At 41.7% G+C, this 24,031-nt stretch carries 27 protein-coding genes and 1 other annotated feature; of the genes, 25 read left to right on the top strand and 2 right to left on the bottom strand.

The window, feature by feature from the left end; translation table 11 throughout:
- Positions 1-21 precede the first annotated feature (21 nt).
- From minC to pheA, 12 genes are all read left to right on the top strand, one after another.
- A complete protein-coding gene (gene minC / locus ATG70_RS11345; RefSeq protein WP_373560762.1) occupies positions 22-711 on the top strand; it encodes a septum site-determining protein MinC in 690 nt (229 codons plus the stop codon).
- Positions 712-730: 19 nt separating this feature from the next.
- Positions 731-1,531 (top strand): septum site-determining protein MinD, encoded by an 801-nt coding sequence (gene minD, locus ATG70_RS11340; protein ID WP_098444408.1) that lies wholly within the window; start codon positions 731-733, stop codon positions 1,529-1,531.
- A 177-nt stretch (positions 1,532-1,708) separates the two neighbouring features.
- Complete coding sequence (locus ATG70_RS11335) at positions 1,709-2,452, top strand: M23 family metallopeptidase (protein ID WP_098444407.1); 744 nt, start codon at positions 1,709-1,711, stop codon at positions 2,450-2,452.
- Between the two features lie 8 nt (positions 2,453-2,460).
- On the top strand, positions 2,461-3,276 hold the full coding sequence (locus ATG70_RS11330) for a M50 family metallopeptidase (protein ID WP_257147676.1): 816 nt from the start codon (positions 2,461-2,463) through the stop codon (positions 3,274-3,276).
- A 32-nt stretch (positions 3,277-3,308) separates the two neighbouring features.
- Complete coding sequence (locus ATG70_RS11325) at positions 3,309-4,457, top strand: ribonuclease E/G (RefSeq protein ID WP_098444405.1); 1,149 nt, start codon at positions 3,309-3,311, stop codon at positions 4,455-4,457.
- A gap of 89 nt (positions 4,458-4,546) precedes the next feature.
- Positions 4,547-4,621, top strand: a sequence feature (ribosomal protein L21 leader region).
- A gap of 12 nt (positions 4,622-4,633) precedes the next feature.
- Positions 4,634-4,942, top strand: a complete 309-nt coding sequence (gene rplU, locus ATG70_RS11320) for a 50S ribosomal protein L21 (protein WP_048312605.1) — start codon at positions 4,634-4,636, stop codon at positions 4,940-4,942.
- Between the two features lie 11 nt (positions 4,943-4,953).
- Positions 4,954-5,286: a ribosomal-processing cysteine protease Prp gene (locus tag ATG70_RS11315; protein ID WP_098444404.1), complete on the top strand. Its 333-nt coding sequence runs from the start codon at positions 4,954-4,956 to the stop codon at positions 5,284-5,286.
- 13 nt (positions 5,287-5,299) lie between these two features.
- On the top strand, positions 5,300-5,590 hold the full coding sequence (rpmA, locus tag ATG70_RS11310; RefSeq protein ID WP_098444403.1) for a 50S ribosomal protein L27: 291 nt from the start codon (positions 5,300-5,302) through the stop codon (positions 5,588-5,590).
- A 179-nt stretch (positions 5,591-5,769) separates the two neighbouring features.
- On the top strand, positions 5,770-6,303 hold the full coding sequence (locus tag ATG70_RS11305) for a Spo0B C-terminal domain-containing protein (RefSeq protein ID WP_098444402.1): 534 nt from the start codon (positions 5,770-5,772) through the stop codon (positions 6,301-6,303).
- Between the two features lie 9 nt (positions 6,304-6,312).
- Positions 6,313-7,596 (top strand): GTPase ObgE, encoded by a 1,284-nt coding sequence (gene obgE / locus ATG70_RS11300; protein ID WP_098444401.1) that lies wholly within the window; start codon positions 6,313-6,315, stop codon positions 7,594-7,596.
- Positions 7,597-7,700: 104 nt separating this feature from the next.
- Positions 7,701-8,150 carry an ACT domain-containing protein gene (locus ATG70_RS11295; protein ID WP_098444400.1) on the top strand — a complete coding sequence of 150 codons (450 nt, stop codon included), beginning with the start codon at positions 7,701-7,703 and terminating at the stop codon, positions 8,148-8,150.
- 9 nt (positions 8,151-8,159) lie between these two features.
- Positions 8,160-9,023 (top strand): prephenate dehydratase, encoded by an 864-nt coding sequence (gene pheA, locus ATG70_RS11290; protein WP_098444399.1) that lies wholly within the window; start codon positions 8,160-8,162, stop codon positions 9,021-9,023.
- A gap of 87 nt (positions 9,024-9,110) precedes the next feature.
- Here pheA and ATG70_RS11285 read toward each other — a convergent pair whose 3' ends face one another.
- Positions 9,111-9,656, bottom strand: a complete 546-nt coding sequence (locus ATG70_RS11285; RefSeq protein WP_098444398.1) for a transcription repressor NadR — start codon at positions 9,654-9,656, stop codon at positions 9,111-9,113.
- 38 nt (positions 9,657-9,694) lie between these two features.
- A complete protein-coding gene (locus tag ATG70_RS11280) occupies positions 9,695-10,819 on the bottom strand; it encodes an IscS subfamily cysteine desulfurase (protein ID WP_098444397.1) in 1,125 nt (374 codons plus the stop codon).
- A 120-nt stretch (positions 10,820-10,939) separates the two neighbouring features.
- Between ATG70_RS11280 and nadB the strand changes: the two genes are divergently transcribed.
- The 13 genes from nadB (at position 10,940) to tgt (ending at position 24,001) form a co-directional block, all read left to right on the top strand.
- Positions 10,940-12,490, top strand: a complete 1,551-nt coding sequence (nadB, locus tag ATG70_RS11275) for an L-aspartate oxidase (RefSeq protein ID WP_098444396.1) — start codon at positions 10,940-10,942, stop codon at positions 12,488-12,490.
- Positions 12,444-13,286 carry a carboxylating nicotinate-nucleotide diphosphorylase gene (gene nadC / locus ATG70_RS11270; RefSeq protein WP_098444395.1) on the top strand — a complete coding sequence of 281 codons (843 nt, stop codon included), beginning with the start codon at positions 12,444-12,446 and terminating at the stop codon, positions 13,284-13,286. Before nadB ends, nadC begins: the two co-directional genes overlap by 47 nt.
- A complete protein-coding gene (gene nadA / locus ATG70_RS11265; RefSeq protein ID WP_098444394.1) occupies positions 13,283-14,383 on the top strand; it encodes a quinolinate synthase NadA in 1,101 nt (366 codons plus the stop codon). The genes nadC and nadA overlap by 4 nt, the downstream gene beginning before the upstream one ends.
- A 183-nt stretch (positions 14,384-14,566) precedes the next feature.
- A complete protein-coding gene (safA, locus tag ATG70_RS22670; protein WP_098444393.1) occupies positions 14,567-16,423 on the top strand; it encodes a SafA/ExsA family spore coat assembly protein in 1,857 nt (618 codons plus the stop codon).
- A complete protein-coding gene (locus tag ATG70_RS11255) occupies positions 16,407-17,315 on the top strand; it encodes a phosphotransferase (protein ID WP_142329573.1) in 909 nt (302 codons plus the stop codon). The genes safA and ATG70_RS11255 overlap by 17 nt, the downstream gene beginning before the upstream one ends.
- 80 nt (positions 17,316-17,395) lie before the next feature.
- The gene (locus ATG70_RS11250; protein ID WP_098444391.1) at positions 17,396-18,022 is read left to right on the top strand and encodes a YhcN/YlaJ family sporulation lipoprotein; all 627 of its coding nucleotides are present in this window, start codon (positions 17,396-17,398) and stop codon (positions 18,020-18,022) included.
- A gap of 118 nt (positions 18,023-18,140) precedes the next feature.
- Entirely contained in the window at positions 18,141-18,890 is a 750-nt protein-coding gene (locus ATG70_RS11245) for a YebC/PmpR family DNA-binding transcriptional regulator (protein ID WP_098444390.1), read from the top strand.
- A gap of 102 nt (positions 18,891-18,992) precedes the next feature.
- Complete coding sequence (locus ATG70_RS11240) at positions 18,993-19,529, top strand: BofC C-terminal domain-containing protein (RefSeq protein ID WP_098444389.1); 537 nt, start codon at positions 18,993-18,995, stop codon at positions 19,527-19,529.
- Between the two features lie 345 nt (positions 19,530-19,874).
- The gene (ruvA, locus tag ATG70_RS11235; protein WP_098444388.1) at positions 19,875-20,477 is read left to right on the top strand and encodes a Holliday junction branch migration protein RuvA; all 603 of its coding nucleotides are present in this window, start codon (positions 19,875-19,877) and stop codon (positions 20,475-20,477) included.
- Positions 20,478-20,489: 12 nt separating this feature from the next.
- A complete protein-coding gene (gene ruvB, locus ATG70_RS11230) occupies positions 20,490-21,488 on the top strand; it encodes a Holliday junction branch migration DNA helicase RuvB (protein WP_098444387.1) in 999 nt (332 codons plus the stop codon).
- Positions 21,489-21,490: 2 nt separating this feature from the next.
- Positions 21,491-21,688: a DUF2905 domain-containing protein gene (locus ATG70_RS11225; protein ID WP_098444386.1), complete on the top strand. Its 198-nt coding sequence runs from the start codon at positions 21,491-21,493 to the stop codon at positions 21,686-21,688.
- A 127-nt stretch (positions 21,689-21,815) separates the two neighbouring features.
- The gene (queA, locus tag ATG70_RS11220) at positions 21,816-22,862 is read left to right on the top strand and encodes a tRNA preQ1(34) S-adenosylmethionine ribosyltransferase-isomerase QueA (protein ID WP_098444385.1); all 1,047 of its coding nucleotides are present in this window, start codon (positions 21,816-21,818) and stop codon (positions 22,860-22,862) included.
- Positions 22,859-24,001, top strand: a complete 1,143-nt coding sequence (tgt, locus tag ATG70_RS11215; RefSeq protein WP_098444384.1) for a tRNA guanosine(34) transglycosylase Tgt — start codon at positions 22,859-22,861, stop codon at positions 23,999-24,001. The genes queA and tgt overlap by 4 nt, the downstream gene beginning before the upstream one ends.
- Positions 24,002-24,031 lie beyond the last annotated feature (30 nt).

Genomic DNA, 24,031 nt, shown 5'->3' with positions numbered 1-24,031 from the left:
AATTATTCTATGTTGAGGTGAATGAAATTGTCTATGGTACAAAAGCAAACACAGCATTTTGTTACGATTAAAGGAACGAAAGACGGCTTGAATCTGATTTTAGATGATTCCTGCGCTTTTCGTGATGTTATAAATGAACTTGATGAAAAACTTTCCGCTCGTCATATTCAGCAGACGGAAGGACATACGATTACAGTAACGCTCAAGCTTGGGAATCGTTATTTAACAGAAAAGCAAGAAAGAGAACTTCGTGCGATGATTCAATCTAAGCAAAATCTAGAAATTGATCGCATTGATTCGAATGTTATGTCGCGTGACGAAGCCGAAGAAGAGCGTAAGAGATCCAGGATTACGTCCGTAGCGAGAACGGTACGATCAGGGCAGGTTCTTGAAGTGGAAGGTGATCTTCTCCTGATTGGTGATGTGAATCCTGGTGGTACTGTTAAAGCTTTTGGCAATATATTTGTAATGGGGGCACTTCGAGGCATTGCTCATGCGGGGGCTTATGGGGATATAAAGGCGGTTATTACAGCCGCTGTTATGAAACCTTCGCAGCTTAAAATCGCAGATTTAATCAGTAGGCCGCCTGATCAAGTAGGGGCAAGCATTCATGAAGCAGAATGTGCTTTTGTCAAAGACGGTCAATCTGAAATTAGCGTTGATCGCGTTCAAATACTGACCAAAGTACGACCGAATTTGACTAGGTTGTAGACAGAAAGGGGAATGTTGTGTGGGAGACGCTATCGTCATTACTTCCGGAAAAGGTGGTGTGGGTAAGACCACAACGACAGCAAACATTGGAACAGCTCTTGCACTATCGGGGAAAAAAGTATGTCTGGTTGATACGGATATCGGTCTTCGAAATCTTGATGTAGTGATGGGGCTTGAGAATCGTATTATTTATGATCTTGTCGATGTAGCTGAGGAAAGATGTAGACTTCATCAAGCCTTAATTAAAGACAAGCGCTTTGAGGCACTTTACATGCTTCCTGCAGCACAAACGAAAGATAAATCTGCTGTGCAGCCGGCGCAAATGAAGAAAATTATCGATGAATTAAAGCAAGATTACGATTATGTGTTAATTGATTGTCCGGCAGGCATTGAGCAGGGCTTTAAAAATGCCATCGCTGGTGCAGATAAATCGGTTGTTGTTACAACACCTGAAACGTCGGCTGTAAGAGATGCTGATCGCATTATTGGCCTTCTCGAAAAAGAAGAGAACATCGAAGCACCGAAACTTGTAGTAAACCGCATTCGAAACCACATGATGGAAAGTGGCGAAATGCTTGATGTGGACGAAATTGTTTCGATACTTGCAATTGATCTCCTGGGCATTGTAGGGGATGACGATACGGTTATTACAGCTTCGAATAAAGGAGAGCCAATTGCGCTTGATCCTAGTTCAAAAGCTTCGATTGCCTACCGTAATATCGCAAGAAGAATTTTAGGTGAATCGGTTCCTCTTCTCTCTCTTCAAGAAGAAAGAGGCGTGTTTAGTAAAGTGAAAAAGTTTTTTGGAATGCGTTCTTAAATCTCGGCTACGGCCGGGATTTTTTTGTTGGAGAATTCTTTGTCTGTAATACTCATTAATTGCGCAGTCTGAACGTACAACTCAAACTCATTCCTACTTGAAAGTATTCAGTTTATGACATATCCCCTCAGGACAAGTCATAAACTGAATACTACATATAGGAAGGATGGGTGAGGAATGCGGAAAGATCTGGATGATGTGAGAAAACGACTCCATTCGAGAAAGAAGCAGCGTCAGCCAATGCGTGGAGCACCTCGATCAAGCCAAAGTCATGATCATATGCCTACTCTTACAAATCAAAATGTTGAAATGAAAATTCACCCGCTTTTTAACAAGCAAAGTTTTTTAATGCGAGCGATGATTGCGGCCTGCTTATTTCTAGGTGTAGGGATTTTATTTAAAGCAGAGAGCGATCGACTCGTTCCAGCCCAGGATTATGTTACTGATATGATGGCGGAAGAATTTCAGTTTGCCTCGGTGAAGGATTGGTATGAAGGGAATTTTGGAAATCCAGTTGCTTTATTTCCAACATCTCCAGAAACAAATTCGAATGCTGAAGCTCCTGTCTATGCGCTACCTGCGAGCGGGAAAGTACTTGAGAATTTTGAGACCACTGGAAAAGGGATTATGGTCGAAACTGTCCTAAGTTCTGGAGTCGAAGCGATCGATGCAGGGGTGGTCACCTATGCAGGAGATAAAGAAGGGATAGGGCAGACTGTTGTTCTTCAACATACTGATGGAAGCGAGTCATGGTATGGTATGCTGGATTCAATTGATGTTTCTCTTTACGATTTTGTTCAAACGAAGGACCAACTTGGAAGCGTCTCAAACTCTGAAGATGGCAAGACAGGAACATTTTATTTTGCCATAAAGAAAAACGAAGCGTTTATTGATCCGCTTCAAGTTGTACCAATCGAATAATGCTAAGAATGATAACAATCCATCCGCTTTTCTGGATGACAATTGGTCTTTCTATTCTAACAGGGCGTTTTCGAGAAATGCTGCTGCTGTTCCTCGTTGTCCTTATTCATGAGTTAGGACATGCGGGAGCAGCTCGTTTTTTTGGGTGGCGAGTTAATGAAATCGTTCTTTTACCGTTCGGTGGTGTTGCTGTAGTGGATGAGCATGGAAACCGCCCGTTAAAAGAAGAACTTATTGTTATTCTTGCTGGTCCATTCCAACATGTTTGGATGATAGGAGTTGGGGCGATCTTCTATTATTTAGGTTTATGGGATGATATGTTCAGTCTTTTCCTACTTCATAATTTAATGGTTCTCCTCTTTAATTTATTGCCGATATGGCCACTTGATGGCGGAAAGCTTCTTTTTTTATTTTATTCCCTACGTTATCCTTTTAAAGCTTCTCATAGAGTAATGCTTCATTCGTCCTTTGTTTGTTTATGTTTACTCATGATGGCAACGATTGTCTTTTTTCCATTTCACTTAAATTTGTGGATGGTGATCATTTTTCTTTCCGTATCATTGTTCAAAGAGTGGAAACATCATCATTATATTTATTTGCGGTTTTTACTTGAACGTTATTCAACAACGTTTAAAGGGAAAAAAAAGGTTGTTTCAGTAGCTTCTGAAATGAAATTAACAGATCTTCTCGCAACATTTTATCGTGGATATCACTATCAAATCGTCATAACAGATCTAAACGTAGAGGCGGATGAGCAAGTTTTACTTCATGCCTATTTTAAGAAAAATCAAATTGGCTGTGCAGTTGGTACGCTATTTAGGTAAACTAGAGAAAAGTACAAAAAAGGAGAGCGGCTATGGAATTCATTGTTCTTAAAAAAAACGAGTGGCAGGCGGCCGCTATTGTAAAAGATCAAGAAATAACAGATATTTGGGCGGAGGCAATCAACCCAAAAAAACCAGATGAGGGAGACCTTATTCTAGGGAAAGTATCGTCTATTTTAGACGATAAGAATGCGGCATTTATTTCACTTGGTAGCGGAAAACCAGGCCTTTTAAATGGTGATGAACTCGTTTGTGCACAGCAAAAAAAGACAGCCGGGGAACGGATGCCGGCTGTTTCTGATTGTATTGAAGAAGGTCAGCCCATTCTTGTTCAGGTGAAGCACCCTGGGTTCGATCGAAAAGGTCCGATTGTATCAGAATTGGTGGCGTTAACTGGTGATTCTCTCGTCTATATGCCGTACGCCTGTTATTCAGCCGTATCAAAACAGCTGCCAACAAAGAGAGAAGAGCTTCTTCAAATTGCTCATCAACATTGCCTTGAACAAGAAGGACTTATCTTTCGGACAAGCGCAGGAAATTTGAGTGAAGCAGAGCTTTTAGATGAGCTTTACAACCATCGTGAAGAGTGGAAGCAGCTTATTGTTTACGCCGCTTCGGTTCGAGCACCGTGTCTTATAAAAAAAGCCGGGGGACTTGCTGAACGAATTAGCAAACTTTATCCTCTTCATCGAGTAACGAAACTAGCGACAAATGACGACGAAACGGTTAAGACATTCCTGCCTCTATTGTCAAAAGAGGCGAAAGTAATGTCTCAAGACGAAAAGAAGAACGCTCTTCATCTCCTTGAAAGAACGATTGAGGGAATGGAGAAAACAGTTAAAATAGGGAAAGCAGCTCTACATATAGAAGAAACAAATGCAGTAACAGCGATTGATGTGGATAGTGGTGGTGTCAGAAAAATGACAAAAAATCAAACCCATTTTGAAGTGAACTTGACGGCTATCGATGAAATTGCAAAACAGCTGCGACTTCGAAATATTGGTGGCATGATTATTGTTGATTTTTTAAGGGTTGATGAGAAAGAACGACAAACGTTATTCGCTCAAATGAAGAAAAAGGAAAAAATAGACAAACGTTTGAAGGTCGCTGGCTTCACAAAGCTTGGTCTGTTTGAAATGCAGCGAAAGAAGGCGGGACTTCCTCTCAGCAAACTGATTTAAGCTTGGAATGCAAGAAGTCGCGTTTCTTGCATTGACACCGCAATTTTCGCTGTGGTATGATTTAGTGGTTAGTTCGTTTGGAAGCACCCAAAGAGCTACAACCGCTCAAAAACAGGTTTTTAAGCTAGTTTCTAGCACCTGCAATGGCGAGTCTTAGTATTAGAGGAGGTGCACGTATGTACGCAATTATTGAAACTGGTGGTAAACAAATCAAGGTTACTGAAGGTCAAGAAATCTACATCGAGCTTCTTAACACTGAAGCAGGTGAAACGGTTACTTTTGACCGTGTGCTAATGGTAGGTGGAGATGACATTAAAGTTGGTTCTCCTATGCTAGATGGCGCTACTGTAACTGGTAAAGTTGACAAGCACGGTAAAGGTAAGAAAATCACGGTTTATAAATATAAGCCAAAGAAAAACTACCGTCGTAAGCAAGGACACCGTCAACCTTACACTAAAGTAGTTATCGACAAAATTAACGCTTAAGGATATCAACGATGATACGTTTCAACTTGAAGCGCGATTCTGACAATCGCATTATTTCTTTTTCCCTATCTGGACACGCTGAGTCTGGCCCGTACGGCTATGATTTAGTATGCGCAGGTGTTTCTGCTGTGTCGATTGGAACTGTGAACGCGATTGAATCCCTTTGCGATGTACATCTCATAGTTGACATGGAGGATGAAGGTGGGTATCTCAGCTGTACCGTTCCAGCTCGTCTGGACCAGCGTACGGATGAGAATATTCAACTTCTCCTTCAAGGAATGGAAGTATCCATTTCCGCTATTGCCGAGGAATACGGCAAGCATATCCAAATTACTCACACATAGGAGGTGGGACAATATGTTGAAAATGAATCTACAGTTTTTCGCATCGAAAAAGGGTGTAGGTAGTACAAAAAACGGCCGTGATTCAATCTCCAAGCGTCTTGGCGCGAAGAGCGCAGACGGCGAGTTCGTATCCGGCGGTTCGATTCTTTTCCGTCAACGCGGAACTAAGATCTACCCTGGTACAAACGTTGGCCGTGGTGGAGACGACACTCTATATGCGAAAATCGACGGCGTCGTGAAGTTCGAGCGTCTTGGACGTGACCGTAAACAAGTAAGTGTATATCCAGTTGCTAAAGAAGCATAAGCAGCTTAAGAAAAACTCTAACCGTTCGGTTAGAGTTTTTTGATATAATGGACGAAATGGTCTAGAAAAAGTGACGATGCACATGAATACGCATAAGATTGTTTTCTTTTTTAGGGTAACATGAATGAATCATCTATTGTTATAATGAAGAAAATGGTTAAAGCATTGGGAGTGCAATTATGTCTAAAAAGTGGAATACCTTTGATGTTCTGCGCCATTCTCGTCATGATTGGTTAAATCGTTTGCAGTTAATCAAAGGCAACCTTGCACTGGATCATGTGGACAGGGCAAAGGAAATTATTGAAGAAATTATTATCCAGTCGAGACAGGAAGCAAAATTGTCGAATTTAAATGCTCCGAAACTTGCAGAATATATATTAACGTTTAACTGGTGTAACCATTTATTTCAGTTGGATTTTGAAGTGATCGGAGACGAGTATGATATTTGCGCTTACGAAGCAGATCTCATTGCGTTAATTGCTCAATGTACAACAGTGCTTGATTCACATGTGAATGTGCCTGCGGATCACCACTTGTTATTAACGCTTCAGTTGTACCACGAAGAAATTCATCTTGTTTTTGACTTTCAGGGTGAAGTTTCCGATCAAAACAAGCTCAAGCTGGCGTTCGAGAATCCTGATGTAAAAAGCGCTAAATTGATTGAATTAGAGCAAACGGAACAGGAGCTAGTTAGCACGTTTTTGATTAAATGAGGTGAAAGTATGTTTGTAGATCAGGTCAAAGTATTTGTTAAAGCAGGCGATGGCGGAAATGGTATGGTTGCCTTCCGTCGAGAGAAGTATGTACCGGATGGCGGTCCTGCAGGTGGCGATGGAGGAAAAGGCGCTAGCGTCATATTTGAAGTAGAAGAAGGTCTTCGTACACTTATGGACTTTCGTTACAATCGTCACTTTAAAGCGAAAACCGGTGAACACGGTCGTTCAAAGAATCAGCATGGACGTAATGCAGAGGATATGGTTGTTAAAGTTCCACCTGGTACAATCGTTTCAAATGCAGATACCGGAGAAGTAATTGCAGATTTAACGGAACACGGTCAGCGTGCAACAGTTGCACGAGGCGGACGAGGTGGACGTGGGAATTCACGTTTTGCATCACCTTCTAACCCGGCGCCAGAGCTTTCAGAGAATGGTGAACCTGGGGAAGAAAAAGATGTTACTTTAGAGCTCAAGGTTCTAGCTGATGTTGGACTTGTTGGATTTCCTAGTGTAGGAAAGTCAACGCTTTTATCCGTAGTATCAGCAGCGAAGCCGAAAATTGCAGCGTACCACTTTACAACAATCGCTCCTAATTTAGGCGTTGTTGATACGAAAGATGGTCGCAGTTTTGTTATGGCTGATTTACCTGGACTTATCGAAGGTGCTCATGAAGGAGTTGGGCTTGGCCATCAGTTCCTTCGTCATATTGAACGTACACGAGTCATCGTTCATGTCATTGATATGTCTGGTATGGAAGGGCGAGACCCTTATGAAGACTACTTAAAGATCAATGATGAATTAAAGCAATATAAAATGCGTCTAATGGAGCGTCCGCAAATTATTGTCGCTAATAAAATGGATCTTCCAGATTCTGAGGAAAACCTTGAAGTTTTCAAGGGAAAATTAGAGGAAGATTTCCCGATTTATCCGATTTCTGCTGTAACGCGTCAGGGTGTACAGGAAGTATTGTTTGAAATTGCAGACAAGCTTGAAACAACACCTGAATTCCCTCTTGATGAAGAGAAGGAAGAAGAAACTCGCGTAATGTATCGTCACGAGAAAGGTGCACCAGAATTCTTTGTGACACGTGATAGCGATGGAACGTTCGTAGTGAATGGACCTAGAATTGAAAAGCTATTCAAAATGACAGACTTTAATCGAGAAGACAACGTCCGCAGGTTCGCTCAACAGATGCGTAGCATGGGTATTGATGAAGCGCTTCGAGAGCGTGGAGCTGAAGACGGAGATGCAGTTCGGATTCTGGAGTTCGAATTTGAGTTCGTAGACTGATGAACGAAGAAGACTGTCCTGATCGATGGACGGTCTTTTTTACATAGCCGTAATGCTTCGACGAATATGGGCCGTAGCTGGCCGAAATAGAGGTGAGGGGAAGAATGAGCAAAGAAGACAAGAATTTTTATCTTGTTCGAGAAGATGTTTTATCTGATTCGATGTTAAAAACGCTACAGGCGAAACTTCTTCTTGAAAGTGGAACAGTTGAATCTGTCAGAGAAGCCATTGATGAAGTAGGGGTAAGCCGTAGTGCCTTTTATAAATATCGCGATACGATCTTACCGTTTCATACGATGATCATTGAACAGATTGTAACACTTTCTGTTCACCTTGAGGATCGTTCAGGAGCGCTCTCAAGAGTGCTAAGTACAGTCGCGCAGCTCGGTTGTAATTTATTAACGATCAACCAAACAATCCCTCTACAGGGCTATGCTACGGTTATCTTAACAATGGAAATTGGAGAATCCAATCTGCGCTTAAACGATTTACTTGTGAAAATAAAAGAAATTGAAGCGGTTAACAATGCTGAAATTATTGGATCTGGAGCATAGGGGGAGAAAATGGATACCAAAAAAAAGATAGGTTTTCTTGGGCCTGAAGGAACGTTTACAGAAATTGCAGCAAAAACGTTATTTGATGAGGAGGATCGTACACCTTTTCCAACCATACGCGCTTGCCTTGAAGCGGTGGAAAACGGAGACGTCGATTATGGTGTTGTTCCGCTAGAGAATACGATAGAAGGTTCTGTTAATATGACGCTTGACCTGCTCTCACAACAAGTATCACTACCAATCGTTGGAGAGCTCGTTTTGCCGATCAGACAGCACTTGCTTATTCATCCTGATCAAAAGGATTGGAAAAAAGTAAAGCGTGTCCTTTCGCATCCGCATGCGATCGCCCAATGTCATGTCTTTCTTCAACAGGAGTTACCTGAAGCAGAGCTCAGTAATGCACCTTCAACAAGTGCTGCTGCTGAACATGTGCAAAACTCTGGGAAGATTGAAGAGGCTGCAATCGGAAATGAACTTGCTGCAGAAAAATACGGTTTAACGATTGCTCAAGGTGATATTCATGATACGGAAGATAATGACACGCGGTTTCTAGTGTTACACAAAACTGCTGAAGCTTTACCGAAAACCCCTTTATTCCGTGAAGATCGTGTCACATACAAAATTATTCTTCCATCTGATTATCCTGGAGCACTTCATCAAGTGCTTGCTGCATTTGCGTGGCGTAACCTAAATTTAACGAAAATTGAGTCGCGCCCGATGAAAACAGGACTTGGAAATTACTTTTTTATTATCGATGTGGAACGTCCTAACCGTGATGTCCTGTTAAAAGGGGTCATGGAGGAAATACAAGCGCTTGGCATTGGGATTTCTGTACTAGGCGAGTATCCATGTTTCGTCGTAACTCCTAAATAATTGGTGTCATTGAAATACGATCCATAAGAAAGAACGGCGCAAGTTGCGACCGTTCTTTTTTGTGTTTTTTAACTCATTATCACTCGTTTAATCTTGTTCTAACAAAAAACCTTGTTCTTTTAATGCCTGAATGACAGCTTCAAGCTGTGTTTTAGAATTCGCTTCAATGGTATGAAGGTGCACTCCTGAAGTAAGTTCAGATAAAAGCGAGGCATTTGTCATAGAAAGCTTTGATAAAAATTGATCTGCTTCAAGGCGATTCCCTACGAAAAGGGAAGCTGTTAAATGCCCGTATAATGGGTGTTCGACGGTAACATCTTTAACAGTTCCTCCGTGATCTACAATCGTATAAAGCTCATTTTTTGTATCTTTGGGTGAATGCTTGCAGGCGATAACCTGTTCATACTTTCTGTTTTCTCTTTCGGTATTAAACATGATATATCCTTGTGAAGTTGCAATAATCGGTTCATTTCTTGCTTTTAATAACGAAATATCCTGAACGATTACTTGACGGCTAACATTCGTACGACTCGATAAATCACTTCCTGTTAGTGGTTTATCGCTCTCTTTTAGCCACTGAAGAAGTAGTGATCTTCGATTCTCTCCTAATATTTTTTCTCCATCTTGTCCCATAACTAAAACCCCTTTCCAAGAACACGATCTTAATCTTATTATATCTTTGTTACGGAACAGCGTGTAAGGATTTCTTTAAATCCGTCTACGGCTTTTTCTATTTCTTGCATGGTTGTGTCTCGTCCAAGACTGATGCGGACGAGTTCTCTTGCCTCATCACTCGTTCTTCCCATCGCCCGCAAAGTTTTCGAAGGTTGCTGTTGGCCGATCGAGCAAGCTGAGCCCGTTGAGACAGCGATACCTTTACGGTTTAACTCTAACATAACATATTGCCCTTCAAGCCCCTTAATCCGGATACCGATAATATGCGGTAGTCCCTGTTCCCCTTCGATGACAATATTCGGATGTGACAATTCGTTCACGAGGTGAGCGCGTAAGTTTGTGAATTTTTTTTGTTCGGCATTCAATCGGTTAATCGCATCCTCGGCAGCGGCCGCAAAGGAGAAAATACCTGGAACATTCACAGTACCAGGACGGAATCCATTTTCGTGAACAGTCCCTGGTAAAATTTGCTTCCATGAGATCGAGGGCGAAATATAGCAAGCTCCAACGCCTTTTGGGCCATGTAATTTATGAGAAGAAACGGATACGGCAGAAAGATACAACTCATTTACATCAATATCCACTTTTCCGAAAGCTTGAACGGCATCCGTGTGAAATAAAATCCGACGTTTCGCTAGCTCTTTGCCGATCTTCTTAATAGGTTGGAGAGTACCGATTTCACTATTTCCAAAAGTAATCGAAACTAAAATGGTGTCTGTGCGAATGGCTTTGATTAGACTTTCAAGAGATATTTGTCCGCTTTCATTATAAGGAAGGTATGTGACATGGTAACCTTCACGTTCGAGTTGTGAAAATGTATTTAATACAGAAGAATGCTCAGCGCTTGATGTAATGATATGTCCTTGTGAAAATGTTTTTACAATACTTTGGAGTGCTAAGACATTTGCTTCTGTTCCACCTGAGGTGAAATAAATTCCGTTCGGGTCGCCATTTAATAGCGAGGCGATGGAGCGACGAGCATTTTCTAATAAATGAGTAGCATCTGTACCGGCATTATGAGCACTCTCAGTGTTTGCAAAGAATTGTTTGGCGGATTGCGTATAGGCATGTAAAGCTATATCAGAAATTGGGGTTGACGCTGCATAATCAAGATAAATCATTTTTTCTCCTCACTAATATTCAGTCTTGTTATTTATTTAAATATATGTAAATATAGGTGTCAAGACAGATGTTAAGTATTTGCGTTTTTTTATACATTGTTTAGTGGGAGAAGTGGTTTCATGAATCAAGTTAGTACTGAAGTATTAGTGATTGGGAGCGGTGTTGCTGGATTAATGGTAGCTGAACTTCTTTCATTGGAAAAGAATGTGACGATTATCACAAAGTCTAAGCTCGGCGAAAGCAATTCCAAGCTTGCTCAAGGTGGAATTGCTGCAGCTACCACGGAAGAGGATAGCTGGACAAATCATTTTTTTGATACGATCCGAGCTGGCGTTTTTCATAACAACGAAGAACTTACTGAGCTTCTCGTAAAAAGAGGTCCAATGCAACTAAGGCACCTCATCAACTTGGGTGTGCGATTTGATAAAAGCATGAATGGTGAGTATCAAACATGTAAAGAAGGAGCGCATAGCGTATCGCGAATTTTTCATGCCGGTGGTGACGCCACAGGCGAAGAAATCATCAATACACTAATTAATCGAGTGAAAAAACGATGTACCATTCTTGAAGATCATCTGGCGATTGACCTACTTATCGAAGAAGGAGAATGTACCGGAGCTAAAGTGATCAATCAAGCTGGAGATACTTTGATTGTTAATGCGGCTTATACGCTACTTGCAACAGGGGGAGCAGGTCAGCTCTATCCAGTAACGTCAAATCATCCAGCCATTACAGGAGATGGACTTGCAATGGCTTATCGGGCTGGAGCGATATTAACGGATCTTGAATTCATGCAATTTCACCCAACGATGTATGACGGGGATGCTGATCACTCTTTCCTAATATCTGAGGCTGTTCGTGGTGAAGGTGGCGTATTGGTTACAGCTAATGGAGAGCGTCTCATGGAAGGGAAACACGAGCATTTCGATCTTGCACCAAGAGATATTGTAGCAAGAGCGATTCACGAAGAAGTGTTGCCAGTTTACTTAGATATCTCTATGATTTCGAAGTTTGAAGAGAGATTTCCGACGATTGCGATGCAATGTAAGAACCATAATGTGGATTTGGCAAAAGGAATGATTCCTGTGAAACCTGGTGCTCATTTTCTTATGGGTGGCGTGATAACTGATCACGTTGGTAGAACTTCTCTTGATGGGTTATTTGCTCTTGGAGAAGTTGCTCATACAGGTGTTCACGGAGCTAATCGCCTGGCCAGCAACTCTCTTTTAGAGGGTATTGTTTTTGCACGTGAAGCAGCTGAGTGGATTTTGCACCATCACCGAGACGTAAGAAAAAGAGAGTTAATAGATCAAGATACGAGATTTTCTCAACCCTCAATATTACTCCATGAACTAAAAGAAACCATGGATGAATTTGTTGGAATGAAAAGAACAAGGGTGGGGCTTAGTTATGCGCTTAAGTTACTTCACCCCGTTGCAACGGAAGAAGTTGGTAAGTTGGATTTTCAGTCAATTGAACGAGCTAATATGGGGCTAGTCAGCTGGCTAATGGCAACTTCGGCCGTTTTACGTAAAGAAAGCCGTGGTGCTCATTACCGAGCAGACTATCCGAAGCAGCTGCAAAAATGGAAGCAAAAAAGAATACTTAGGGGGATTTATCAGGATGATTGGGTTAAAAGTCAGGAAAGATCTCGAACAATTTTTTATTGAAGATATAGGAACTTCAGATTTGTCGAGTGAGCTGCTATTTCCTTCAGACGAGCAATCAGAAGCGCTATTTATAGCAAAAGAAAGTGGCGTTTTTTGTGGCCGAGAAGTGATTGAAATTGGTTTTCGAATACTTGATGAAAGAAGTCGCGTTGAGGTTTACGTGACAGATGGTGATGTTGTTCAAAGTGGGGACGTCATTGCTTCTGTAAAAGGGAAAGTACGAACAGTACTAACAGGGGAGCGCGTTATTTTAAATCTGATTCAGCGAATGAGTGGCGTGGCTACGATGACGGCTCGAGCAGTTGAACTTCTTAACGATCCTTCTATACGTGTTTGTGATACGAGGAAAACGACACCTGGTCTTCGGATGTATGAAAAGTATGCAGTGAGGTGCGGAGGTGGGGTTAATCATCGAATGACCCTTGATGGTGGCGTAATGCTAAAAGATAATCACATTGCACAGTTTGGAAGTATTGAAAAAGCAGTTTCACATGTAAAGAAACACCTTGGACATATGACTAAAATCGAAGTGGAGACATCAACGGAAGAGGAAGTTCGTGAAGCCGTAAAAGCTCAGGCTGACGTGATTATGTTTGATAACTGTTCGCCAAAAGAAGTGGCCGGATATGCGAAATTAGTTCCCTACCCGTTAATTTCAGAAGCGTCAGGAGGCATTACGCTTGATAATCTTGCAACTTATCGGCAAACAGGAGTTACGATGATTTCGCTAGGTTGCTTAACCCATTCTGTTAAAAGTCTTGATATTAGTTTACGTATGAAAGGGGAAGTGAAATGAACATTTTAGATGCATTAAAAAAGCCTGGTCTTCCAGAACGATATAAAAACCTTACCGAAGAGGAGATGGTTAAGAGGGTTGTAGCGATTAAAGCTGAGATGGGGGAAAGGTTATACCTTCCTGCCCATCATTATCAAAAGGATGAAGTTGTTCAGTTTGCAGATGATACAGGAGATTCTCTCCAACTCGCGCAGCTTGCTGCACGTAATAAAAAAGCGGAAACGATCATTTTTTGTGGGGTTCATTTTATGGCTGAAACAGCTGATATTTTAACAGAAACCCAACAGACTGTTATTCTTCCTGACATGCGGGCAGGTTGTTCAATGGCAGACATGGCGGATATTCATCAAACTGAGCGCGCATGGTCGAAGCTTCAAATGTTATTTGGTGATACGATTCTTCCTTTAACATACGTGAATTCTACGGCTGCTATAAAAGCGTTTGTTGGAAAATATGGTGGAGCAACGGTGACATCGTCTAATGCAATGGCGATGGTTGACTGGGGATTTACTCAGAAAGACCGCATCCTGTTCTTGCCTGATCAGCACCTGGGACGGAATACCGCTTATGAACTTGGTGTCCCTTTAGAGGCGATGGCCGTATGGGATCCGATTACAGATACGCTAGAGTATGAAGGAGATTATAATGAAATTAAAGTGATATTATGGAAAGGTCATTGCTCGGTGCATGAAAAATTCACTGTGGAAAATATTGATGAAGTGAGACGAGAATTTCCTGACATTAGCGTCATCGTTCATCCAGAGTGCAGTTTTGAAGTTGTGGAACGATCGGATTTCTCTGGCTCTACAAAAATGATTATTGAGACGATTGAACAGGCACAACCTGGTTCAAAATGGGCGATTGGGACAGAGATGAACCTTGTTAATCGCATTATTCAACAACATCCCGATAAAACAATCGTTTCATTAAATCCAAACATGTGCCCTTGTCTAACTATGAATCGAATTGATTTGCCTCATCTTCTATGGGCGCTTGAAGAAGCTCTAGTTGGGCAGAAAACAAATCAGATTAAAGTGGAATCAGATACAGCATTCTATGCGATCCAAGCGTTAAATCGAATGCTTGCTCGCGCATAAAATCAAGGGATCAAACGTTATGTTTGATTCCTTTTTCGTTTTTAAATTGACATTACTCATAGGCGCCCTCTCCTTTGCATATTAATGTGATGATCTTATCCTTTCAAAAAGGTAGCAATCTGCCCAGTCATGCATACACTGTACTGAATTTCATTGTACTGATTACAGGAGGGAGTTTTTAGGTTGAAAATACATGTCGTTCAAAAAGGCGATACTTTATGGAAAATCGCTAAAAAATATGGCGTCGATTTTGAACAATTAAAAGCTGTCAATACGCAGCTTAAGAATCCTAATATGATTATGCCAGGTATGAAAGTGAAAGTACCATCGGGTGGTGTTCCCGTTAAGAAGAAAGAAATGCCGATCAAAGAAATGAAAAAAGAAATGCCGATCAAAGAAATGCCTAAGAAAAAAGAAGCGCCGATGAAGCCAGTAGAAAAGCCGTCTATGACTATGCCAATCAACAATGAGTTAAACATGGGGTTAAATATGAACATGAATATGAATATGATGCCTCAGGAAGAAAAGCCTAAGAAAGTAAAGCCAAAAGAAACAAAGCCTGAAAAGAAAGTGGAAGCGAAAAAAACAGTTGAGAAAAAACCGGTTGAGAAAGCAAAAAAAGTAGCTGAAAAGAAACCAGTTGAAAAAGCCAAAAAAGCAGAAAATTTATTTTATCCAATGAATGATGAAGAAGTGTTAAGTGAATTTGAGTCTTCGTCAATGGAAATGCCACCACCTCCAATGAATCAAGGGTATCCTAGTAACGTAGCTGGAACTACAAGTTATGCGAACAAAGAATACAATGGTGGTTATCCTGGCTATCCGACTTCTGTGGGTGGAGCACAAATGGGCTCTAACAATCAGAACGTAGCAGGTGCTTATGAAGGGTATGGAAGTAAAGCAAATTCTGGTGGATATCCTGGAGAAGTAGCAGGAGCTTATGGCTATTCAAATCAAAACGTTGCTGGAGCCTATGGAGGTTTTGGAAATAAAGGGAACGGCTATCCAGGTGCGGTAGCAGGAGCTGAAATGAACGGATATGGTCAAAAAGGAGAAGAGAGCGTAGCGGGGGCTTACCAGCAAAACGGCTATCCAAATCAAAATGTAGCTGGTGCTAACACTAACATGAACAACTATGGTATGGGGGAAGAAAGCTCTGATGTTGCAGGAGCAAGCTACGGAAACAAAGCAAATCAAAGCATGCCGGGATACCCTGGTTCAGTCGCTGGCGCGCATATGTATGGTAGCGGTTATCCAAATCAGGACGTAGCAGGAGCGTATGAAGGCTATGGCCATAAAGGAAACAATGGCGGCTACCCAGGAAATGTAGCGGGCATGCAAACACAAGGGTATCCAAATCAGGACGTAGCAGGAGCGTATGAAGGCTATGGCCATAAAGGAAACAATGGCGGCTACCCAGGAAATGTAGCGGGCATGCAAACACAAGGGTATCCAAATCAGGACGTAGCAGGAGCGTATGAAGGCTATGGCCATAAAGGAAACAATGGCGGCTACCCAGGAAATGTAGCGGGCATGCAAAAACAAGGGTATCCAAATCAGGACGTAGCAGGAGCGTATGAAGGTTATGGCCATAAAGGAAACAATGGCGGCTACCCAGGAAATGTAGCGGGCATGCAAACACAAGGGTATCCAAATCAGGACGTAGCAGGAGCGTATGAAGGTTATGGCCATAAAGGAAACAATGGCGGCTATCCTGGATCAGTAGCCGGGGCAGCAATGAATGGTTATGGTATGGCGCCATATGCTCATAAAGGAAATGAAGAATATCCTGAAGCTGTGATGGGTGCTTATGGTTATCCGAATCAAAATTTAGGTGGCATGATGATGCCGCCTGGCTATCCTAACCAACCAATGGTCTCACCTTATCAGCAACATGACTGTGGATGTGGAGGAAATCAACAAGTATCGCCTTATCAACAAATGCCGTCATATGCGAACCCTGGATTCGTTCAGGGAGCTAATAAAGCGCCGATGATGGATTATATGGGAATGGAAAGTAGCTATGCGGAATCACGCTAGTAAGATGAATGGGGCTATCCTACAGGGGATACGCCCTTTTTTTCTACAAATGAAGCAGATAAATTCACTCGTTTGGAGGGGCATTTCTTACAATGGCGAGCCTGTTTTTTTAAAAGCAGCAGTAAAGAAAGAAACGATAAAAAAACAAATCGAAATATCATCTGCTGGTGCTACTTCTTTTGTTCCTTATATTCCTTTCGCAGATGGCGAGTGGATGAAAGAAAGTGGTGGACTGACGTTTGCCTGCATGAAAGCAATAGAAGGGCGAGCGCTTGACTATAGTATTAAAGAAGATCGATTTCTTGCGCTGGAAAAAACCAATCATTTTCAAGATGAAGTTCAGGGGATTGTTAGTAAGCACATACCATATGTCTCTCTTACTCGAAAATGGACGAACCGCTTCATACGGTTTAAGCAAAATTTAGATTCTGAGGTACTCTCTTTTGAACAGGAAAAGCTTATTAATTATTTTTTAACGATTGGTGAAAGTGTTCTCTCTGAGATGAAGGAAGTCGAACAACTTGAACGGTCTGCTTATCGACGTCATTGCATTGTCCACGGCGATCCTGCACATCATAACTTTATCTTTAATTTTGATCAGTTGCTTTTAATTGATGGTGATCTCATAAGTTACGCTCCGCGTGAGTATGATTATTTGCAGTTGATAAATCGAATGCTTCCTCACTGTAACTGGTCGCTAGAGGAATGGGAGAAGTCACATATCTCTTCACTTCGTCATTGCATCGAACATTCTTCTCTTAGAAGACTTCTTGCTTATCCTGCCGATTTTTACCGGGAATGGTTAATGAATCCCAGTGGAAGAAATGAACTATTGGTAAAAACAGAGCAGCAGAAAGAGAAAAGGTCGGCATTCATTCGGCAAGTGCTTTAATAGGTACCATTGTTACCTAGAACTAACAGATTAAAAACATCAGCCTCCTCACATTCTAAAGGTGAAAGGAGGTTTTAAATTTGAGGAAAACAATTCTAACGCTTTCTACGATGATGTTTGCAGGTGGATTAATCGGGTGTACAGCCGATAATGAGGCGATGGATACACGTTATAATGATTCCACACGTCCGATTGGTTATTACACAAGTGAAGATAATAACGGTGATTATCGCGAAGGTGCCGTTACAGACATGATTGACCGAGATTATGAACACGGTGTAAAAGCTCCAGATGGAAAGCAAATTGATAAACGTAATGGAATGAACGGGCCAGGATACATGCGTACCGATGATAATTATTCAGGTTATGACAATGAACTGTCTACCCGACTTGCGAAGAGAATCAACAAGCTTAAAAATGTGGACGATTCTCGTGTCATTGTATACGGTGATCAGATCATGATTGGCGTTGATACAAACGACAAAAATGATGCAGATGTAAAGGATACAGTTCGTAGTGAAGTAGCAAAAGTAACGAAACAGAAAAATGTTTCGATCTCAACAGATGAAGATGTTTTTGGTCGCATGGGCGACGTGAATAACCGTCTTGCAGATGGAAATGGCTTTGAAGAGGTTCAGGCTGATGTGAATGGGATTTTAGATGACATCGGCAATGCTGCAAAGCGTCCTTTTGAGAACAACAAGTAATCAAAATAGCGAGTGGGCAGAAGCCTGCTCGCCTACATATGCAGAACACTTTTCGGTCGAATAACTCCTATGTTACGGTTAGAGAAATCACTCTATTTGAAAGGAGTCGTTCGTACCGATGGCTGGACATTCCAAATGGAAAAATATTCAACGTAGAAAAAACGCACAGGATGCGAAACGTGGGAAAGTATTCATGAAGCTAGCGAAGGAAATTTTTGTTGCTGCTAAGCAAGGGGGAAGCGATCCGGAAACAAATCCTTCTTTAAGACTTGCGATTGATAAGGCGAAATCATCAAATATGCCGAACGATAACATTGATCGTGCGATAAAGAAAGCCACTGGTGATTTAAATGGCGTACAGTACGAAAATGTTATATATGAAGGCTATGGCTCAGGTGGCGCAGCGCTCATGGTTCAATTGCTCACAGATAATAAAAATCGTGCTGCGGCCGATGTACGACATGCTTTTAGTAAAAATAATGGAAATATGGGCGAAAATGGTTGTGTATCCTTTTTATTTAATCGCAAAGGTTTACTGATCATTGACCGCTCTGAAAGCGAAATTGATGGAGAGGAATTATTGCTTCAGGTCATTGAAGCTGGTGCAGAAGAAATGGAAACAACGGAGGAAGCGTATGAGATTTATACGGATCCACAAGAGTTTCAGGTGGTTAAGCATCAGCTAGAAGCAGACGGCTTAACATTCTCATCTGCTGAGGTCACAATGATTCCAGAAACGTATGCCCCTCTAGAGGACGAAGATGGTATTAACATGGTGAAGCTAATTGAACAGCTTGAAGATAATGATGATGTGCAAGAAGTATATCATAATGCGGAAATAAATGATGAGGTTTATGAGCAACTTTAAGCTACAGATTTTCTGTAGCTTTTTTTGATGAATAGAGAGAGAAAAGTTGGAAACGCTAACGGCATGAACTTATTGAATATGGAAGAAAGGTGTTGAAGATATATGAAAAACCTTTATCCACTCATTCTGTTAGGTTTCCTTCTAGTTTTTGGTGGAACATCTGCCGAAGCTTTTGAGCCTAATAACGGTTTAGCAACGGTAACATCAGAGTCTCTACTAGAAGAAGGGCCGTTAGTCATTGAAGTAGAACTACGAACGAATTATGCTGATGGTGTGACAACAAAACAATCCGTATATGAAACGATCTGGGCAATGGAGGATTTTTGGAGTCAATATGCAGACTGGCAACTTGTGGATCAGGAAGAAGGAAAAATGGTTTTTGAACGGAATTTTGAAGACATTTCACCTGCAAGTAAACAAAATGGTCATTTTGGTTTAACGAAGGATGGTGTTCTTACCATTTTTGATGGTGACCCTGCCGATGAGAAAGTGATTCAAACGTTCTTCCAAATTGATGTAGGGAAGCTTGAAAGTCAAAGGCGAGAACAACTTATGGATGGTATACCTGTAGAGTCATGGTATCAGTTTGAAGATGTGATTCAATCTTTTTCGAAAATCAAAAGCGAACCTGTCCAATAGGACAGGTTTTTGCGTTTAATTTACGCTTCCTTCCGCTTTTCGTGAGATCCACCTGCAGTGGGCAGACACTCGGTCACTTCAAACTATAACTAGAACACCAAAAGCGTGTTCTGGTTCAAGAGCTTCAATATCTCCGTTACTAAACGCTCGTCTCCGCTTTTCATGTCTAGCTGCGCGGGCCAAATCCTCCGGCTGTTTCACCCAATCGAATGAGACAAAAAGCGTCTCAATCTCATGGGTTCCAACATCCTGCGGATTTTAACCGGCCCGCTCCGCTTTTCATGTTTTTATGGTAGAATGGAGAGATAGAAATACACGTTCGTATGTACAGGGGAGAGAGTAGCTTTGATTGAATATATTAAAGGCACGGTTGAATATATTGATACAGAATACATTGTGGTGGAGTCCAATTCGATTGGCTATAAAATCTATTGTGGCAATCCGTTTGAGTTTCAGAAATATCGAAATCAATCGATCCAAATTTTTACGCACCATTATGTGAGAGAAGATCTTATTGCTCTTTATGGTTTCCCAAGCCGAGAAGAGCGCCTTTTATTTGAAAAACTGTTAAATGTATCAGGGATTGGTCCTAAAGGTGCGGTTGCTATTTTAGCGACTGGCGAACCGGACAAGGTAGTTAGTGCCATCGAGATGGAAGATGAAAAATTCTTGACGAAGTTTCCTGGAGTAGGAAAGAAAACAGCTCGTCAAATTATCCTTGATTTAAAAGGAAAGCTGAAAGGTTTTGGAACTCCAATAGAAGGATTATTTGCAGTTGACGAGGTGCAAGAAGAAGGCGCTCATGAACTTGATGAAGCGCTAGAAGCATTGAAAGCACTTGGCTATGCAGACCGAGAAATTAAGAAGGTTAAACCAAAACTGTTAGAAGAAACGCTAACAACCGATCAGTATATTAAGAAAGCCCTTCAGCTTATGCTGAAGCAATAAGGAGGGAGTAACGTGGAAGATCGCATTCTATCTGGAGAACAAGTCGGTGACGACTCATCCGTAGAATATAGCCTCCGTCCTCAGCGATTAGCTCAGTATATTGGACAAGAAAAAGTAAAGCGAAATCTTGAAGTGTTTATTGAAGCGGCAAAAATGCGCGAAGAGCCTCTGGATCATGTTTTGTTATATGGTCCTCCAGGCCTCGGTAAAACGACCCTTTCCGCTATCATTGCTAATGAGATGGAAGTGAATTTGCGTACAACATCAGGTCCTGCCATCGAACGACCAGGGGATTTAGCAGCTATTTTAACGGCCCTTGAACCTGGAGATGTTTTATTTATTGATGAAATTCATCGTCTTCCAAGAAGCGTAGAAGAAGTGCTTTATCCCGCAATGGAAGATTATTGCCTGGATATTGTGATTGGAAAGGGTGAAACGGCCAGGTCCGTTCGACTGGATCTACCACCATTTACACTTGTCGGTGCGACGACAAGAGCAGGGTTATTAACGGCCCCTTTACGAGACAGGTTTGGTGTCTTAAGCAGGCTTGAATATTATCTAGAAGATGAATTACAAACGATTATCATGAGAACAGCTGATATTTTTAATGTAGAAATGGATCAGAATGCCGCTGTTGAACTAGCGCGTCGCTCTCGAGGAACACCGCGAATCGCTAATCGTTTGTTAAAGCGAGTAAGAGATTTCGCTCAAGTAAAAGGCGATGGAGTCATCTCGTCATCGCTTGCTGCACAGGCGCTGGAGATGATGCAGGTGGATCCGCTCGGACTCGATCATATTGACCACAAGCTTCTTTTAGCGATTATTGAAAAGTTTCGTGGTGGACCTGTTGGCGTTGATACGATTGCCGCCACCATTGGTGAAGAAAGTCATACGATTGAAGATGTGTATGAGCCTTACCTTCTTCAAATTGGATTTCTACAGCGCACGCCGCGTGGACGAATGGTGACGCATCATGTATACGAACACTTTGGTATGGAGGTTCCGAAATAAAGATGGGCATTTCAAAGCTATTTATCGTTTTAGGTATCGCTTTTTTAGCTATTGGTGTTTTGTGGTCCTTTGTCGGTAAATTACCTGGTGATTTGATAATTAAAAGAGGAAACACAACATTCTTTTTTCCTATCGTTACTTCTATCATCGTTAGTATTGTTCTGTCACTACTCTTTTTTATTATAGGCAGGTTCAGATAAGGGGGAGCTTTCCAACCGTCAGTTACAAGCTGGGGGAAGGAGAACTGCCCCTTAAGGGTGCGCGGATCGGTAGTGCTGTGGTAAAATCAATAAAGTTGAACACTTTTTAGAAATAGTGGTGAAGAAAATGAACGTAAATGATTTTGATTTTGAGCTTCCAGAAAGATTAATCGCGCAAACCCCGTTAAAAGAGCGGACAAAATCGCGATTGATGGTCTTAGACCCATTAGAGCAAAAGCTTCAGCATAGAGAGTTCTCCAATTTGGAGGAACATATCAATCCTGGTGATTGTCTTGTCTTGAATGATACGCGGGTGATGCCGGCAAGACTATACGGTTCAAAAGAGGAAACTGGTGCCAAGATTGAAGTTCTCCTGCTTAAGCAAATGGAAGATGATGAATGGGAAACGCTTGTTAAACCTGCCAAGCGAGTGAAGCCAGGCACGGTAATTTCCTTTGGCGATGGCCGTTTGACAGCCGTATGCAAAGAGTCTTTAGAACACGGTGGCCGTGTACTGGAGTTTCAATATGAAGGGGTTTTTTATGAAATCCTTGATCAACTTGGTGAAATGCCGCTTCCTCCTTATATTACAGAAACGCTTGATGATCAAGATCGCTATCAAACCGTTTTTGCAAAGCATAGAGGATCTGCTGCTGCACCAACTGCAGGACTGCATTTTACAGAAGAAATGCTTCAACGTCTTGAAGACAAAGGCGTTCACATAGCCTTTATCACGCTACATGTTGGGCTAGGTACATTTCGACCAGTTTCTGTCGATAATATTCTTGAACATGAAATGCATGGGGAATTTTATCAGCTGACGAAAGGGACGGCGGATCTTTTGAATCGAGTTCGTGAAGATGGAGGTCGAATAATTTCAGTTGGCACAACTTCGACAAGAACGCTTGAGACGGTGGCTTCAGCCCATGACGGCCTTTTTGAAGAATCATCAGGTTGGACTGATATTTTTATTTACCCTGGTTATACGTTTAAAGCAATCAATGGACTGATTACTAACTTTCACCTGCCTCAGTCAACATTGATCATGCTCGTAAGCGCCCTTGCGGGAAGAGATTTTGTGCTTTCCGCTTATCGTACTGCTGTTGAAGAGGAATACAGATTCTTCAGTTTTGGTGATGCAATGTTGATTTTGGAAGGGAGTACGAAAGTATGACGGAACCAATCCGCTATGAATTAATTAAAACATGTAAACAAAGTGGTGCGCGCCTTGGGAAGCTTCACACCCCCCATGGAACGTTTGAAACCCCAATGTTTATGCCAGTTGGAACACTTGCAACAGTTAAAACAATGAGTCCTGAAGAATTGAAAGAAATGGGTGCAGGGGTTATTTTGAGTAACACTTATCATCTTTGGCTTCGACCAGGACACGATATTGTAAAAGAAGCGGGTGGTCTTCATAAATTTATGAACTGGGATCAGCCAATCCTAACTGATTCTGGCGGCTTTCAAGTATTTAGCTTAAGTGACCTCAGACAAATCGAGGAAAAAGGTGTTCACTTCCGAAATCATATGAGTGGTGAGAAGCTTTTTCTTTCTCCTGAAGGCGCAATGGAAATTCAAAATGCACTAGGTTCTGATATTATGATGGCATTTGATGAATGCCCTCCATATCCAGCAGAATTTGACTATATGAAGAGTTCTGTAGAGCGGACTAGTCGGTGGGCAGAACGTTGTTTAACGGCTCATGAACGTAAAGATATCCAGGGGTTGTTCGGTATTGTACAGGGTGGCGAGTACGAAGATTTAAGGAAACAAAGTGCTGAGGATCTTGTTTCACTCGATTTTCCAGGTTATGCAATCGGAGGTCTTTCTGTTGGCGAACCAAAAGATGTGATGAATCGCGTGTTAGATTTTACAACACCTCATCTTCCAACTCACAAACCACGTTATTTAATGGGAGTGGGGTCACCTGATTCTCTTATTGATGGTGCAATTAGAGGAGTGGACATGTTCGATTGTGTTCTTCCAACGCGGATTGCTCGTAACGGGACGCTTATGACAAGTAACGGTCGTCTTGTTGTTCGAAACGCGAAATATGCACGAGATTTCCGTCCGCTTGATGAAAATTGTGATTGTCACGTTTGCCGGAATTATTCGAGAGCTTACATTCGTCATCTTGTAAAATCAAATGAAACTTATGGCTTTCGCTTAACGACTTACCATAACCTTTATTTTCTGTTAAACTTGATGAAGCAAGTTAGACAGGCGATTATGGATGACCGTCTTCTAGACTTTAAGGCTGAGTTTTTTGAACAGTATGGGTTTAATAAACCAAATGCGAAAAACTTTTAATCCATAGATTGTGTAACTGCTGGAAAGGGG

This window comes from Bacillus sp. es.036, from assembly GCF_002563635.1.
Taxonomy (GTDB): domain Bacteria; phylum Bacillota; class Bacilli; order Bacillales; family Guptibacillaceae; genus Guptibacillus.
This window is presented reverse-complemented; position numbering and strand designations above follow the sequence as displayed.